The organism is Acinetobacter colistiniresistens (assembly GCF_024582815.1).
Lineage (GTDB): Bacteria > Pseudomonadota > Gammaproteobacteria > Pseudomonadales > Moraxellaceae > Acinetobacter.
In genome coordinates, this window is sequence record NZ_CP102099.1 from 3,471,759 (window position 1) to 3,487,274 (window position 15,516).

Annotated in this window: 13 protein-coding genes and 2 pseudogenes; 3 read left to right on the top strand and 12 right to left on the bottom strand. The window is 42.6% G+C overall.

Translation table 11 applies throughout. The features are described 5' to 3' along the window. Positions 1-21: 21 nt before the first annotated feature. The 6 genes from astE to NQU59_RS16685 form a co-directional block, all read right to left on the bottom strand. Positions 22-996 carry a succinylglutamate desuccinylase gene (astE, locus tag NQU59_RS16660; protein WP_257064130.1) on the bottom strand — a complete coding sequence of 325 codons (975 nt, stop codon included), beginning with the start codon at positions 994-996 and terminating at the stop codon, positions 22-24. 34 nt (positions 997-1,030) lie between these two features. Next, positions 1,031-2,371, bottom strand: a complete 1,341-nt coding sequence (gene astB / locus NQU59_RS16665) for an N-succinylarginine dihydrolase (RefSeq protein WP_257064132.1) — start codon at positions 2,369-2,371, stop codon at positions 1,031-1,033. A gap of 32 nt (positions 2,372-2,403) precedes the next feature. Beyond that, on the bottom strand, positions 2,404-3,873 hold the full coding sequence (gene astD, locus NQU59_RS16670; protein WP_257064133.1) for a succinylglutamate-semialdehyde dehydrogenase: 1,470 nt from the start codon (positions 3,871-3,873) through the stop codon (positions 2,404-2,406). Next, complete coding sequence (astA, locus tag NQU59_RS16675) at positions 3,873-4,916, bottom strand: arginine N-succinyltransferase (RefSeq protein WP_257064134.1); 1,044 nt, start codon at positions 4,914-4,916, stop codon at positions 3,873-3,875. Before astA ends, astD begins: the two co-directional genes overlap by 1 nt. Positions 4,917-4,937: 21 nt before the next feature. Beyond that, positions 4,938-6,143: an aspartate aminotransferase family protein gene (locus tag NQU59_RS16680; protein ID WP_043972994.1), complete on the bottom strand. Its 1,206-nt coding sequence runs from the start codon at positions 6,141-6,143 to the stop codon at positions 4,938-4,940. Positions 6,144-6,221: 78 nt separating this feature from the next. Next, on the bottom strand, positions 6,222-7,496 hold the full coding sequence (locus tag NQU59_RS16685; protein WP_257064135.1) for a Glu/Leu/Phe/Val family dehydrogenase: 1,275 nt from the start codon (positions 7,494-7,496) through the stop codon (positions 6,222-6,224). 224 nt (positions 7,497-7,720) lie between these two features. On the opposite strand from NQU59_RS16685, the gene NQU59_RS16690 reads away from it, so the two are divergent. Further along, positions 7,721-8,143: an Lrp/AsnC family transcriptional regulator gene (locus NQU59_RS16690; protein ID WP_005238904.1), complete on the top strand. Its 423-nt coding sequence runs from the start codon at positions 7,721-7,723 to the stop codon at positions 8,141-8,143. Positions 8,144-8,189: 46 nt separating this feature from the next. Here the strand turns inward: NQU59_RS16690 and NQU59_RS16695 are convergent, their stop codons facing one another. The 4 genes and pseudogenes from NQU59_RS16695 to NQU59_RS16710 all read right to left on the bottom strand — a co-directional run. Further along, entirely contained in the window at positions 8,190-9,890 is a 1,701-nt protein-coding gene (locus NQU59_RS16695) for an NAD-dependent malic enzyme (RefSeq protein ID WP_005238906.1), read from the bottom strand. Positions 9,891-10,627: 737 nt separating this feature from the next. After that, positions 10,628-11,014, bottom strand: a complete 387-nt coding sequence (locus tag NQU59_RS16700; protein ID WP_257064136.1) for a carboxymuconolactone decarboxylase family protein — start codon at positions 11,012-11,014, stop codon at positions 10,628-10,630. Beyond that, positions 11,011-12,468 carry an NAD-dependent succinate-semialdehyde dehydrogenase gene (locus NQU59_RS16705; RefSeq protein ID WP_257064137.1) on the bottom strand — a complete coding sequence of 486 codons (1,458 nt, stop codon included), beginning with the start codon at positions 12,466-12,468 and terminating at the stop codon, positions 11,011-11,013. The genes NQU59_RS16700 and NQU59_RS16705 overlap by 4 nt, the downstream gene beginning before the upstream one ends. Before the next feature lie 132 nt (positions 12,469-12,600). Beyond that, positions 12,601-12,765: pseudogene (locus tag NQU59_RS16710) on the bottom strand (hypothetical protein); the annotation flags it as partial. Here NQU59_RS16710 and NQU59_RS16715 point away from each other — a divergent pair. Together NQU59_RS16715 and NQU59_RS16720 are read left to right on the top strand one after the other, a co-directional pair. Next, positions 12,765-12,926 (top strand): annotated as a pseudogene (locus NQU59_RS16715) (GntR family transcriptional regulator); the annotation flags it as partial. The pseudogenes NQU59_RS16710 and NQU59_RS16715 sit on opposite strands and share 1 nt — an antisense overlap. A gap of 56 nt (positions 12,927-12,982) precedes the next feature. Next, positions 12,983-13,270, top strand: a complete 288-nt coding sequence (locus NQU59_RS16720; protein WP_257064140.1) for a DUF1330 domain-containing protein — start codon at positions 12,983-12,985, stop codon at positions 13,268-13,270. A gap of 118 nt (positions 13,271-13,388) precedes the next feature. Here the strand turns inward: NQU59_RS16720 and NQU59_RS16725 are convergent, their stop codons facing one another. Together NQU59_RS16725 and NQU59_RS16730 are read right to left on the bottom strand one after the other, a co-directional pair. Continuing rightward, positions 13,389-14,231: an SDR family NAD(P)-dependent oxidoreductase gene (locus tag NQU59_RS16725; RefSeq protein ID WP_257064142.1), complete on the bottom strand. Its 843-nt coding sequence runs from the start codon at positions 14,229-14,231 to the stop codon at positions 13,389-13,391. 1 nt (position 14,232) lies between these two features. Continuing rightward, positions 14,233-15,309, bottom strand: a complete 1,077-nt coding sequence (locus NQU59_RS16730; RefSeq protein ID WP_257064143.1) for an amidohydrolase family protein — start codon at positions 15,307-15,309, stop codon at positions 14,233-14,235. Between the last annotated feature and the right edge of the window lie 207 nt (positions 15,310-15,516).

A 15,516-nucleotide genomic window follows, 5' to 3' on the forward strand; every position in this document is an offset into this window, starting at 1 on the left:
ACGCAGTGACCCTGCCGAGATTTATACCATTTCTGTTAAAATTAAGCCTGCCCGAAGCCCTACCTTTACCTTCGGATTAGGAAATAAGATCCAGACTTGCTGATCGTGTACCACATAATCACCTGCCTGTTGAGTTGCAATTACCTGATCTTTCTGAAAAGACGAGAAGTTTGGTGCATCGGCACCGAGTTGCAACTGAAAATCGTCACTTTGCTTTAAAATTGAATCCACGACTTTAAATTGGTGAATCGCGTCTTTTTGCCGAACAGGTAATGCTTGATCTGACAACACAGCACGCAACATCTGATCAGTACTGGAAAATTCAGATAGATCATTGGCACCAAAGGGTTTCGCTTTACCTAATTCCAAAGTACTACTCGCAGCCTGAAAACGTTCAGCAGTAAAATGAGTAAAAGTTTTACCCGCCGCATTGTGATAGACCAATGCATCCAAATCAGCGGCATTCAGACTTTGAATCAAAAAATCATCATAAGGATGTGTTTGGTAAGGAAATAAGGCAAATACTGGCAATAACGATGTACGAATCGCGGTATGCAAATCATAATGATAGCGCTGACTCGCTGGACTGCTCTGCTGAAAAAACTGTGCTGTGACTTGCTCTAAATGTGCTGCTCGTTCAGTTTCCTGATCCTGAATTAAATGCTGATATGCACCACAGAACATGCGGTTCATATCATTCTCTAAATAACGTACCCCATGACGGATCGCCTCAGGATTACCCAAAACGAAAAGTACCTGTACTGCAAGTGCTAAACGCTCAGCAAATAAGTCATGAATGATCTGATCCAATAGCTCGATGGGTGCAGTTTCATTGCCATGAATGCCTGCCGAAAGTACGATGGTTTTTCCATAGCCAGTCTTGGGTGTACATTGCAATAGCCCTTCACCTAGCCACTGCCATGTAAATCCTGCTATTTCACCTTGCATCTGCACAGGCATTTTCTGCGCGAGTGTCAACGCCAATAGATCAACCATGTACTTTCATCCTTAAAAGCTGTTATTGAAGGTTTTATCTCTGGAAGTGATAAACCGAACCTAGTGCCAAAATTTTTGTGAGCTCATCCAGTGCCGTACGGCTCTCAATCAATAAACATGGATCAGCCAGATCATCCTGCGTTAATTCATCACGATAATGCTGATCCACCCACTGATTTAAGGTTTTGAACAAAGCATCATTCATAAACAAGTTCGGATTTACTGCATTCAGTTCAGCTTCATTCACAGCAACCCGCAATCTCAAACATGCTGGTCCACCGCCATTACGCATACTTTCACGCAAATCAAACACCTTAATGTCATCAATTGGCGTTCCCATTTGAATCATGTCAGTCAAATAGCTCCATACGGCTTGGTTTTGACGTGATTCTTCTGGTACCACAATGCTCATGCCACCATCAGCACGCGTTAAAATCTGGCTATTAAATAGATACGTTGAAACTGCATCTTCTACCGTCACACGATTGTCTGGTACTTCAATCGAAATAAACTCTTGCTCGATCCCCGCCATTTTTCTACGGATGTCATCCAAGGCCAGCGCTTGATTTAAAAAAGCGTGTTGATGATGGAATAACACCTGCTGATTACTCACGGCGATCACATCATTATGAAATACACCTTGATCAATCACATCTGGATTTTGCTGAATGAATACTGTGCGTTTCGCATCTAAACGATGTAAACGTGCAATCGCTTCACTTGCCTCACGGGTTTGACGCGCAGGAAATTTCTGCGGTGCAACCGTCCCACCCAGTTGCTGTTGTCCATAGACAAAAACCTGTATACCTGCCTGATCATATGCACCGCCAAGACGGTTATGATTGGCTGCACCTTCATCTCCAAACAAGGCAGCTTCTGGCAGGGCTTCATGATGTGCAAAATATACATCATTATTGAACATGGCTTGAAGAATACGGGTAGTCGTATGATGCTCAATTGATCGATGAAACTTATTATTTAAGTTTGCCGCAGTAAAATGCATACGCCCGTCAGCACTATCTGCCGATGGAGACACCGTACACGAGTTAGCCGTCCACATCGATGATGCTGAACTCAGTGATGATAATAAGGCTGGCGCAGTACGCATGGCTTGAGTAATGACATCAATATCACTGCCGGTAAAGCCCAAACGGCGCAGCGTTGGCACATGTGGGCGTTCTTGTGGTGCAAATACCCCTTGCTTGAGACCTAAATCCGCAAGCGCCTTCATTTTTTTCAAGCCTTGTTTTGCGGCTAATTTCGGATTTGATGCATTATTACGGTTTTTAGTCGATGCAACATTACCGAATGATAAGCCTGCATAATGATGCGTCGGCCCAACCAAACCATCAAAATTGATTTCATAACCTGACATATTCTTCTCCCTGTGTCCCGATACCCGCTGACTTACAGCACAATGCCCGGTGATAATTTTGAAGGTAAGCTAACGCCCTCACTTTCCAGTGATGCCATTGGCCACGCGCTATAATCTGCGGCATAGAAGGCACTGGCACGGTGGTTACCCGAAGCACCAACCCCACCAAAAGGTGCTGCACTTGAAGCACCTGTCAATGGCTTATTCCAGTTCACAATCCCCGCACGTGCCTCAATCAGTACACGCTCAAACAAATCACGGTCAGATGAAACCAAACCTACTGCCAAACCAAAGCGGGTGTTATTGGCAATGTTTAAAGCTTCATCAAAATTGTGATAACGATAAATTGTAGTAAGTGGTCCAAAGTATTCATCATCTGGAATATCATTAGCTTGGGTTACATCTAAAATGCCAGCAGTGAGTAATGAGCTGTCTGCTTGTGGACGTGTCATTTCTAACAGCGGTTTGGCTCCCAGAGCAATCAATTTGCTTTGTGCCGCTAGCATTTGTTCAGCCGCACGTGCAGAAATGACCCCACCCATGAACGGTTGTGGTTCAGCATTCCACGCCCCCACCACCAGATTTTTAGCCACTTCCACAAACCGCTCAATGAAGGCATCTCCATTGGCACCTTGCTTGACAATAATACGGCGCGCACAAGTACAACGTTGTCCCGCAGAAACAAAAGCAGACTGGATTGCTAAGTTCACTACGGCATCGATATCGCTGGCTTCATCAATAATCAGGGCATTATTACCGCCCATTTCCAAAGCAAGAATTTTTTCAGGCGCACCAGCCATTTGCTTATGCAAGTGATAACCCGTATTGGCACTACCAGTAAACAGTAAACCGTCAATCTGCTCAGCGGCAGCCAATGCCTCTCCAGTACTGCGTCCACCTTGTACAATATTCAGCACACCTTTTGGCAGACCTGCCTGTTGCCATAATTTTGCAGTTTCTTCAGCCGTCCAAGGTGTGAGTTCACTTGGCTTAAATACCACCGTATTACCTGCAATCAATGCAGGAACAATATGACCATTGGGCAAATGACCCGGAAAGTTATAAGGACCAAATACCGCAAGTACACCGTGTGGACGATGACGTAAAGAAGCAATCCCGTCTGGCATTTCAGTTTCACTAAAACCCGTACGTTGATGATAGGCGCGAATCGAAATCGCCACTTTACCAACCATCGATTGTACTTCAGTCAAAGTTTCCCAAAGCGGTTTACTGGTTTCCTGACTAATCACTTCAGCCAATTGCGTTTTATTCTGTTCAAGTAAAGCAGCAAAACGTTCAATAATCGCAATACGATCTTCCAGTGCTAAGCGTGCCCATGCCGGGAAAGCCTGTCTTGCTGCATCACATGCCTGATTCACATCAGCTTGGCTTGCTTCATGTCCCGCCCAAATTTGCTGATTGTTAACGGGGTTGTTTTTTTGAAATGCGGCTCCTTGTCCTTGGACCCAAGCACCATCAATCAATAATGTACCTTGTGACATTAGTTGTTCTCCATTTTTTCTAATGCTAAAACGCGCACTTCATCCTGTTCATTGACATTCAGAGCTTGAGCTTGTGCAACTGTTACTTGCAACGTATCGCTCTCGCTGACTTTGTTCATCATCAGCAACACGCAGTAATCTCTATATTGGTCATTGGCAACCAAGTAATGCGTTTCTGTGGTTTCAACTTGCTCAACAATGCTAACTTTGAGCAAACGGCTTTCATTCACTGCCCGTAAATCGGCAGTATTGGCTTCCAAGGTTGGACCTGCATCAAAAATATCGACATAGCCTTGATATTTAAGACCTTCTGACATCAACACCTTTGCTGCTGGCAGCGTATGTGGATGTACTTCTGCAATCACCCGACGAGCCTCTAAGCTCAGCAAGTCTACGTAGACGGGAAATCTTGGCATCAGTTCCGCAATAAAGACTTTCTGTCCAGTTCCACTTAAATAATCCGCAGCCGCAAAATCCATATTAAAAAATAGGTTGCCTAACGAATCCCAAAATGGTGAATGCCCATTTTGATCAGAAAAGCCCCGCATTTCAGCAATCAGTCTTTCTTCAAAAAAACTACGGAATGCTGCAATAAACAGAAAACGAATTTTAGATAAAAACTTACCGTTCTGATTTTTGCGATATTCAGGGTCAAGGAACAAAGTACACAGTTCACTACAGCCCGTATGGTCATTACTTAAAAACAAGGTGTCAAAAGCCTTATATACATTTAAAGCTTTAGATGCATGCACCTGCTTTGCCACACGAAAGTTGTAAAAGGGCTCATTCAATCCAACAGCGACTTCAATTGCACTGACACCCACAATTTTGTGAATGCTGGTGTCTTCCAATACAAACAGATAACTTGCCTCACACTTTTCGGCTAAGCCATCCAAAGTGCGAGTGGTACGTGTAATACGTTCAGCCAAGATGTCTTTATTTGGGGGTAAGGAAGTCAGACCAATGCCAGACTCCCCCGCTCGTTGCGCTAAACGATAAATATCATCTAAGTCCCGATGCGCTGCATGTCGAACAATCATCATGGGCAGATGCTCACGGCAGACTTAGAGACGTGCTAATGCACGGGTAAAACGGTTTAGACCTTCATCAATATCCTGTTGTGGAATGATCAGTGAAGGAGTAAAACGAACCACATCGGCGCCCGCCACCAAAGCCAGTAATCCTTCTTCACCCGCCAGTGTAACGATATTTTTTGCTTTGCCTGCATGCTCATCTTTCAGCACACAGCCAATCAATAGACCTTGCCCACGGATTTCTTTGAACAACCCATATTCCGCATTGATTTTGTTTAGGGCATCAATGAAATATTGATGACGTTGCTTTACACCATCTAAGACTTCAGGCGTATTGATCAATTCAAATACCGCACCTGCCACCGCACAAGCCAATGGGTTACCACCATAGGTGGTCCCGTGATCGCCTACTGCATACATGTTGGCATAGTGGTCTGTGGTGATCATTGCACCAATTGGAAAACCACCACCCAATGCTTTTGCCGTGGTTAAAATATCAGGCGTAACACCCGTGTTCATGTAGGCATATAAGGAACCTGTACGACCAACACCAGTTTGTACCTCATCAAAAATCAGTACCGCACCTTTTTCATCACAGAGTGCACGTAAACCTTTTAAGAACTCAATATTTGCAGGAAGAACACCGCCTTCACCTTGAATCGGTTCTACAATCACCGCACAGGTGTTGTCAGTAATTACGGCTTTCGCAGCTTCAAGATCATTAAAAGCAGTATGTTCAATGCCACCTGGTAAAGGTGCAAAATCTTGAGAATATTTTGGCTGACCGCCCGCTGTTACGGTAAATAAGGTACGACCATGAAAGGCATTTTTAAAGGCTACGATCTGGTTCTTATTTGCATTGCCACTGAGTAAACCCACTTTACGCGCCAGTTTTAATGCGGCTTCATTGGCTTCGGCACCAGAATTACAGAAAAAGACCTTATCAGCAAAAGTGCTGTCGACCAATTGTTTCGCGAGGCGTAATACTGGTTCATTGGTATAACCATTGCCGATATGCCACAATTTTTGCGCTTGCTCAGTCAAGGCTTTTACTGCAACAGGATGTGCATGGCCTAAAGCATTTACCGCGATCCCACCTGCAAAATCAATATATTCTTTATCGTTTTGATCCCACAGACGTGAACCTTCGCCACGCACTAAAATGAAATTTGCCGGGGCAAAAACGGGAACCATCCACTCATTAAAGTTACTACGTGTAATTGCGACTTCGCTCATTTTATTTACTCACTTCCTGTTTAATCTTCAGGCTTATTGAATGCTCAACAAGCCCTTTACTTTCATTTTTTGAATTGCTTAACCCGGGAAAATACCGCGTTCTTTGCGCGCTTTCAGAATACGCTCACAGGCCAAGATATATGCTGCCGTCCGCAAGCTACATTCTTTCTGTGCTGCGGTATTCCAGACATCAGCAATGGCTTGGATCATCAGTTTGTCTAGACGTTCATTGATCTCCTCTTCGCTCCAGAAGTAACTCGCCATATCTTGAACCCATTCAAAATAACTGACGGTTACACCACCTGCGTTACAGATCACATCAGGTACAACGGTAATGTCACGACTGACAAACACGTCATCGGCTTCTGGATAAGTTGGGCCGTTGGCGCCTTCAAGTACGATTTTGGCTTTTAATTTTTGTGCGCGTTCAACGGTAATCTGACTTTCCAATGCTGCTGGAATCAGGATGTCCATCTCAACCGTCCAGAATTCCTCATCTGAAATCACGGTTGAATCTGCAAAGTCCTTCACTCCACCAGTTTCCACCACATGTTTTTGTAGTGCTTTTACATCCAGGCCTTCTGCATTAAAAATCGTGCCTGTGTGGTCTTGTACCGCAACAATTTTTGCACCTGCATGGCTAAACAAATAAGCTGCTTCATTGCCCACGTTACCAAAGCCTTGTACAGCGACTTTGCTGCCTTCGACAGGTAATTTAATACGTTCTGCAACTTGCATACCCGTTACAAATACACCGCGGCCTGTGGCACGAACGCGGCCAAGTGAACCACCTAAATGTACAGGTTTGCCTGTTACCACACCCGTGACGGTATGACCTTTAATACTTGAATAGGTATCCATCATCCAGCCCATGATGTTGGCATTGGTGCCGACATCGGGTGCAGGAATATCAATTTGTGGACCAATAATTGGGCTGATTTCACTGGTAAAACGGCGGGTTAACCGTTCTAATTCACGTGGTGAAAGCTCTTTGGGATTCACGCGAATCCCCCCTTTAGCCCCACCGAATGGTAAATTAAGTACCGCGGTTTTAATGGTCATCCATGCAGACAATGCCATGACTTCGTTCAATTCAACATCTTGATGATAACGAATACCGCCTTTACCTGGACCACGTGATAAATTGTGTTGTACGCGATAACCTTCAAAATGACGGATTGAGCCATCATCCATTACGATTGGTACATCGACAATTAGGGTACGTTTTGGCGTTTTCAGTGTATTGACAAAGTTGCTGAGGTCAGCATCCAAATAAGGTGCCACTCGATCGACCTGAGTGAGAAAAGTTTGCCAAGCACTGCCATTTTGAGCCGCATATGATAAAGACATCATCTATTCCTTAATTAATCCATTGTCCCTGTTGTTCACAGATTCCCTTTGTTTCAGGGCATCCTACCCCATCCTCCCTGGTGTGCATTTTTGTGCTTTTCTGCAAAAGTAAAAATGCTTGGGGTGCTGTATAGTCATTATTATTAAGAATCAAATTGATTCACAAAATTTGTTATAATGATTAAAATGAATTATTTTTTATCAATTTGCTAATAGTAAATATCAAAATGAACAATATCGATCATATTATATTAGGATTACTCAAAGACAATGCACGGATGTCAATTACCGACTTAGCAGCAAAAACACGTGTGTCACGCGCCACAGTACAAAAGCGAATTGAATACATGGAGTCCACGGGTGTCATCACAGGTTATACAGTACGGTTCCGTCCAAATGCAGAGAAGAATATTATCCGGGCCTGGATGAATATTATGGTGGAAGGTACACGGGCTCAGGCTGTTATTCGGGAGTTGCGCCTAGAGTCCGCTGTGGAACGTCTACATACCACCAATGGCAAGTGGGATCTGCTGGTGGAACTCCAATCCGACAGCTTAGAGAATTTCGATAAAGCATTGGAACGAATCCGAAATATTTCAGGCATTTATAATAGCGAAACCAGCATTTTACTCTCCACCTACAAAACCTAAAAAAAGGGACTCTATTCAGAGTCCCTTTTTTGTATCAGCTCATGGCTTAATAACTGACACGGCGATAACTACGATATTCAGGTGTCCAGAAATTATCTTCAATCGCTTGTTTCAAGACATCATTGCTCAACGGTACTGCCAAGCCATCAGCCATGGCCGCTTTTGCTACTTTAAAAGCAATAAATTTTGACACTTGTTGAATATCATTGATATTCGGCAATAAGTCTGCTGCTGCATTTTTCAAACGTGGTGAACAATCGGCCAAGGCGGTACTTGCAGCCATCAACATCGAATCGCTGATATGAGTTGCGCCACATGCAATCACGCCTAAACCAATCCCTGGGAAAATATAGGAGTTATTGCATTGTGCAATGCTATATATCTTACCTTGGTAATAGACGGGTGCAAATGGACTGCCTGTTGCCACAATTGCAGCACCTTGGGTCCACTCGATAATATCTTTTGGCTGTGCTTCAACCTGTGAGGTCGGGTTCGACAAAGGCAACACAATCGGATGTTTATAGTATTTGGCTAAGGTTTTGATCACTTCTTCACTAAACAGGCCAGCCTGACCAGAAACACCAATCAAGATACTCGGTTTGGCATTTTTCACCACATCCAATAAAGCGACATTGTCACCGCTATATTCCCAAGTCGCAATTGCATCGACAGGTGTTGCCAGTTTTTGCTGGAAGTTGAGTAAATTCGGTTGCTGATCGGTCATCAATCCAAAACGATCCACCATAAAGATACGTGAACGTGCTTCGTGATCACTCAGACCTTCATCCATCATTTGTCTGACGATCTGTTCTGCAATCCCGCAACCTGCTGAACCTGCTCCGACAAAAGTAACGGTTTGGTCTTTCAATTGTTTGCCTTGCGCGCGCGATGCGGCAATCAAGGTCGCAACCGTCACTGCGGCAGTGCCCTGAATGTCATCATTGAAACAACAAATTTTATCGCGGTATTGAGTCAATAAAGGCATAGCATTGGTTTGTGCAAAATCTTCGAACTGAATCAACACATCTGGCCAGCGTTGACGCACTGCCGTAATAATTTGCTCAACAAATTCATAATATTGCTCGCCACGAATACGTGGCTGTTTCCAGCCCATATAGATTGGGTCATCCAGCAATTCTTGGTTATTGGTTCCGACATCAATAGTAATCGGCAAAGTATAGGCAGGACTAATCCCTCCACATGCGGTATAGAGCGACAATTTACCAATTGGAATGCCCATGCCACCAATACCCTGATCGCCTAGACCTAAAATACGCTCACCATCGGTAATCACAATCACCTTAACGTTTTTCTTGTTGACGTTATGGATAATTTGATCGATGTATTGACGTTCTGGATAGGAAATAAAAATACCACGATGGCGACGGTAGATATCCGAAAAGCGCTGACAAGCTTCGCCAACGGTAGGCGTATAAATGATCGGCAGCATTTCATCTAAATGCTGACTCAATAAATTATAGAACAGCGTTTCATTGGTATCTTGAATATTTCGCAAATAAATATGCTTATTCAAGTCGCTATCGAATGAAAGGTACTGTTGATACGAACGCTGGGTCTGCTCTTCAATATTCTCAATATTGTATGGAACGAGGCCATGTAAGTTAAAATTCTCGCGTTCTTCTTCAGAAAATGCAGAGCCTTTATTTAGCAGAGGGAGTTCTAAAAGAGCATTTCCAGCATAGTGAATATATAAAGGTTTTTTGGTTTTACTCGGGTTCACAGACATACCTGACTCTTTAGACTCTCTCTCAAATGTACGAAAAATGGATTGGCTGAAGCACTTTAAAAAAGGCTTTGGCATGGGCAATAATTTACACCAATCCGAGCCCGAAGCCGAATAATCTGACAGTATGTAAAGTGATTCAACATTTAGTAAATAAATAGTAGTGCCTATTTTGGATCATTTTTTAACCTTCCATGCAACATTTTGAATTATTTTTGCAACATTGAGACTTAAATTGTAGTGAAATCGTTTGATACACGGTTTAACACAAATGAAAGCCTGACCCTCAGCCAGCATAGGCCATTTATCCAACTTACTGTTTTTGCTCTATCCTGCTTTGTTATTTGCCCGATTGTGTAATGAACAAAATGATAGATCGATCAATAAAACAAGATTCACAGCCATTAAACCCTCTAAAACACTACAAAATAGGACAATCTTTCTCAATTTCTTGCAAATAAGCCTCAATTTTATATGATTTTGAGTGAAAGCATTGCTCTCCCAATAACCTCCTTGTTTAACAGTGAGCAATGCCTTCACCCATAAAAATCAAACAAATGAAAGATGAAATGATGTATCCAAATCACAACGGAAAATATTATCAATATATAAGCATTGATTAGAAGATTCTTCAGTTTTGATCCTTATTGTCATTTGCTTGATAATTATAAAAATTATCACTATTTTGATACATACCCCATCATCATTTGAATTTGAAACAGGTTCAATCAAGCAAACACCTAGTTATTTTCTTGTTCAAATTCCTGAATCGCTTCTTTTGCAATCCGGAAACTGTCTACCGCAGCTGGCACACCACAGTAAATTGCAACCTGTAACAGTACTTCACGGATTTTTTCTTTTGGCACATCATTTCGTAACGCACCTTTGACATGAAGTTTAAGTTCATGCGGACGATTGAGCGCTGAAATCATAGCCAGATTAATCATGCTGCGTTCTGGTTTACTTAATTCCTCACGCCCCCAGACGGCTCCCCAACAATATTCTGTGACTAATTCCTGTAAAGGTAAGTTAAAGTCATCCGCATTATTGATTGAATTATTGACGTAGCTTTCCCCAAGCACCTGTTTACGGATCGCTAAACCTTTTTCAAACTTTTCATTGCTCATGGATTCAATCCTCCAAATAAGGTGTATTTGATTTCAAGATAATCTTCAATGCCGTATTTTGAGCCTTCACGGCCCAAGCCTGAATGTTTAATTCCGCCAAAAGGAGCAACCTCATTGGAAATTAGACCTTTATTAATTCCCACCATCCCATATTCAAGTTGCTCACTCATGCGCCAGGCTCGTCCTAAATTTTGGGTATAACAATAAGCAGCTAGACCAAATTCCGTCGCATTCGCCATGGCTATTGCCTGCTGTTCGGTTTCAAATTTAAATACTGCTGCTAAAGGCCCAAAAGTTTCCTGAGTTGCAACATCCATTTTAGTTGTTGCATCGGCAATGATGGTCGGTTCATAAAAAAGCTCGCCGGCCTGATGGCGCTTTCCGCCGGTAATTAAGCGCCCGGCTTTGGCTAAGGCATCTGCAACATGTGCTTCCACTTTTTTCACTGCATTCGCATTAATTAAAGGACCAATTTCATTTCCTGCTTCGAGTCCGTTGCCAATGGCAAAAGCCTTTACTTTAAGACTTAAGGCCATAATGAAGCGTTCATAAATACCATCCTGAACCAGAAAACGATTTACACAAACACAGGTTTGTCCAGCATTACGATATTTGGCAATCACTGCCCCTTCAATTGCAGCATCCAAGTCAGCATCATCAAAGACAATGAACGGCGCATTACCACCCAACTCAAGTGAGACTTTCTTCAAAGTCTGAGCTGAACGCTGATAAAGTAATTTCCCCACAGGTGTCGAGCCAGTGAAGGTAAATTTACGTACATCATCACTCTCAAAAATTGCATCACCAATGGTCACGGCATCCCCCGTGATGACACTAAAAATTTCTGCTGGAATACCAGCCTGAATAGCAAGATCAACTAAAGCTAAAGCAGTAAAAGGAGTTTCTGGTGCAGGTTTTACAATACATGGACATCCTGCTGCCAAAGCAGGTGCAACTTTACGGGTAATCATGGCTGCCGGAAAATTCCATGGGGTAATCGCTGCAATGACTCCTATCGGCTGTTTACTCACGATAATACGTGCATCAGGATATGGGCTTGGAATGGTATCCCCATAGACCCGCTTGGCTTCCTCTGCGAACCATTCCACAAAGCTGGCGGCATATAGAATTTCTCCTCTTGCCTCTGCTAAAGGTTTGCCCTGTTCACTGGTTAAAATAAATGCCAGCTCATCGGCATGTGCGACCATGAGATCAAACCATTTTCTTAAAATAATAGAACGATCTTTGGCTGTTTTATTTTTCCACGCTGCCCAATGCTTCACAGCAACCTGAATTGCACGATCCGCTTCAGCTTTGCCCATCTTCGGCACTGTTCCAATGACTTCTTGTGTCGCAGGATTATAAATCTCTGAAGTTTGCTGATTATCGGCATCACACCACTGCCCAGCAATAAGCGCTTGTTGGTGGAATAATTGCATTTGTTGAAGTTGCATACACGTTATCCTGTATTGGCGTTGGAATAGTTCAACAGATGATTAAAAATCTGAAAAACCACCCCTCCTGTATTATGGCATACCAAATAAATCTTGAAAAAATTTTAGGTTGCTCGAATGTGATGACTCATCCTAAAAATAATAGAACAACGTCAGGTTTAATAATTTGTTCCACTTTCCGTCATCACCCATAGCCAGTGAGTCTTGAGTTCCACCAATAAAGGGATCATTTTTACTCATGATATATTCAGCAACCAAAGAAAGCTGTTTATGGTCAATTGCGAGCCCCAGAATAGACCATGAAATCAACCAAACGTGAAGTCTCAGGTTATCAACGTATAAAAAATATGTGTGAAGCCATTTACTTGCATCAAGATGCTGAGAAGGCCAAACAGGCTGTTGCTGAACATATTGCCGAAGCTGCCTCAGTAGCAAAAAACATTTTGGAAAGTTCATAATTCAAATGGAACTATAAATGCCGTTAAAGCCTTAAAGAGAACAAAAGGATATAAGAATGTCAGCTTACTGGATTGCACACGTTACGGTTCATGATCTGGAGCAATATAAACAATATATGGCTTTAGCACCGCAGGCTTTTGAAAAATATGGCGCAACGTTTCTTGCCAGAGGCGGCAACTCAACTTGCTTAGAAGGCACAGAATATCAACGTCATGTTATTATTGAGTTTTCTGATTTAAAAACAGCTGAAGCTTGTTATCATTCAGAAGAATATTCAAAAGCACGTCTTGCCCGTCAAGGTTGCGCTGATGTAATGATCAGTATTGTAGAAAGTCTAGATTAATCGAAATATGCATAAAAGAAAGTTGAGCTCAACCTTCTTTTATGCACCTTAAAGCCATCAAGTTACCTTCTTAAAAATTGAATACAACCTCAATGATTGAGAGAGCAGCTCAAGCATTTTAAGCTTTCTTTTTTTTACTTTTCTTGCTAAAAAAACTCAAGGCATATGAATAATGGGTCGGGCTAATACGCTGAATCAAATCCAGAGCTTTGGCATCATTACCAATCAAGATCCGCGCTTTATCCGCTTTCACCGCATCTAGAATGATTTTAGCTGCCTGCTCTGGTGGAGTTTTTAAGACTTTATTAAATGCCTGACTGGCCTTGGCTGGATTCATGCCCAAGCTGCGAATACTGTCACTCATGCGGGCACTATTGGCAATATTGGTGCGGATACCACCTGGATGCACACAGGTTGCACTGAGGCTCTCATTTTGAAGTTTCAGCTCTTGTCTTAAAGATTCAGTAAAACCACGAACAGCAAATTTGGTCGCATTGTAAGCACTTTGCGTTGGCTGTGCGGTTAAACCAAAAAGACTGGAAATGTTAATAATATGCCCTTCACCACTTTGCTTGAGATAAGGCAAGAACTCTTTAGTGCCATAAACGACACCCCAAAAATTAATCTTGAAAATCCATTCCAGTTCTTCATAGCTCATGCCTTCTACCGTACTGGCTAAGGCTACACCTGCGTTATTGAAAATCAGGTTGATCTTGCCATGTGCCTTGAAGCTGTCTTCAGCCCAATGACGAACGGCCTGCTGATCTGATACATCCAGCTGAGTCAGGCTAACTTTGACTGGATATTGCTGTACTAAAGCCTGTGTTTCTGCCAAGCCTTTTTCATTGACATCACTCAGCGCTAAATCAACACCCTGCTGTGCCAATAAAATTGCGAGCTGTTGCCCAATACCAGATCCCGCGCCCGTAATTGCAGCGACTTTTTGATTAAAACTTTTCATATCATGACTCTATTTTAAGTTGATAAAAATTGGCAGCGTTTTGTCTAAACATGGCATGTAAAGCCTGCTCACCATAAGGACTTAACATTTGGATATAAGCTTGAATTAAGTCAACCAAAGCAACGTTGGGTTTATCCATCGGAAAATTAGAAGCAAACATAATGCGATTGATTCCAAAAACCTGAATCGCATGTTGCAGCATTGGATTTAGTAAATTGACAATTTCAGAGATTGTTGCTGTTCGCTGTTGCTGATAAAAGCGATGTCCAAGTACTGGCATCATCAAGCCTGATATTTTGGCATAGACATTTTTCTGCTCGGCGAGGCGTGCCAAATCCTGTTGCCATTGCTGAAAAATCGCTATCCGTTGTGCTGGCGTTTTTCCTGTACGTTTACCCACGGCGCCAAATAGTCCCGCAGGTGTGGCCAAATGGTCGACTACAATCCTTGTTTGAGGGAATTGCCGAGCCAAGGCGGTTATCTCGGATAATTGTGTTGAGTAGCCCCATGCATCAAAGGACAAATCCAGTCGTGCCAGTTGCTCAAAGCCTTTGAGAAATTTTTTGTGCTGATATAAATGCGGCCGATCACACCATCGATAAATACCAGTGTCCTCATGCCACGCTGCCATTTTTCGAATACCACGAAATAGCGGACTTGCCTCTTGATGTGCGTTAAGAATGTCTTTGAATTTCCGGTCTCGGGGATCAGCTGTTGCAACAATGGCACCGAGTTTTAAGCCTTGCGCTTTAAAGTCTAATTGCTGAATCCACTGGGTTTCTTCCACCACGCCAAAGCCTTTGTGATGATGCCAATTGGCTTCAACATGCACCACACTTTCCACTGAGAATGACACGCTGTCGGCGTGATAATTTTCAGGCAAATAAGGACTTAAAGCATATTGCGTGATTCCTAAACTTTCCAACAAGGGTTTGGGTTTGACCCAGCGAATGACTCGATCCATCGCGGCAGGATATTTCCCTAAAACTTTGACCAGGAACGCTGCTGAATGAGGGGTGTGATAAGGATCCCACTGATGAATATGAGGATCAATTATTGCAAAATCTAATCTTTTCATTTTTAGACTCTATGTCATTTTAAATATTGTGTTTTGAGTGTTATACATCCATGCCTCATGTTACTTATGTTCTAACTCATCCTGATCATTTAAGCCTACTGAACAAGTGATTATGCATAAAATGATTTATTTAAATATTGAACTATGAATGACATTCATTGCCATGTTCTGACAAAGCATAAATAATGAAATAATTATGATAAATTT

What these genes read in the sequence shown, in the direction of transcription:
- NQU59_RS16690 (WP_005238904.1), top strand. Translation starts at nt 7,721, where the DNA reads ATGAACAATATCGATCATATTATATTAGGATTACTCAAAGACAATGCA.
- NQU59_RS16695 (WP_005238906.1), bottom strand. Translation starts at nt 9,890, where the DNA reads ATGTCTGTGAACCCGAGTAAAACCAAAAAACCTTTATATATTCACTAT.
- NQU59_RS16730 (WP_257064143.1), bottom strand. Translation starts at nt 15,309, where the DNA reads ATGAAAAGATTAGATTTTGCAATAATTGATCCTCATATTCATCAGTGG.
- NQU59_RS16720 (WP_257064140.1), top strand. Translation starts at nt 12,983, where the DNA reads ATGTCAGCTTACTGGATTGCACACGTTACGGTTCATGATCTGGAGCAA.
- astE (WP_257064130.1), bottom strand. Translation starts at nt 996, where the DNA reads ATGGTTGATCTATTGGCGTTGACACTCGCGCAGAAAATGCCTGTGCAG.
- astD (WP_257064133.1), bottom strand. Translation starts at nt 3,873, where the DNA reads ATGTCACAAGGTACATTATTGATTGATGGTGCTTGGGTCCAAGGACAA.
- astB (WP_257064132.1), bottom strand. Translation starts at nt 2,371, where the DNA reads ATGTCAGGTTATGAAATCAATTTTGATGGTTTGGTTGGGCCGACGCAT.
- NQU59_RS16685 (WP_257064135.1), bottom strand. Translation starts at nt 7,496, where the DNA reads ATGATGTCTTTATCATATGCGGCTCAAAATGGCAGTGCTTGGCAAACT.
- astA (WP_257064134.1), bottom strand. Translation starts at nt 4,916, where the DNA reads ATGATGATTGTTCGACATGCAGCGCATCGGGACTTAGATGATATTTAT.
- NQU59_RS16700 (WP_257064136.1), bottom strand. Translation starts at nt 11,014, where the DNA reads ATGAGCAATGAAAAGTTTGAAAAAGGTTTAGCGATCCGTAAACAGGTG.
- NQU59_RS16725 (WP_257064142.1), bottom strand. Translation starts at nt 14,231, where the DNA reads ATGAAAAGTTTTAATCAAAAAGTCGCTGCAATTACGGGCGCGGGATCT.
- NQU59_RS16680 (WP_043972994.1), bottom strand. Translation starts at nt 6,143, where the DNA reads ATGAGCGAAGTCGCAATTACACGTAGTAACTTTAATGAGTGGATGGTT.
- NQU59_RS16705 (WP_257064137.1), bottom strand. Translation starts at nt 12,468, where the DNA reads ATGCAACTTCAACAAATGCAATTATTCCACCAACAAGCGCTTATTGCT.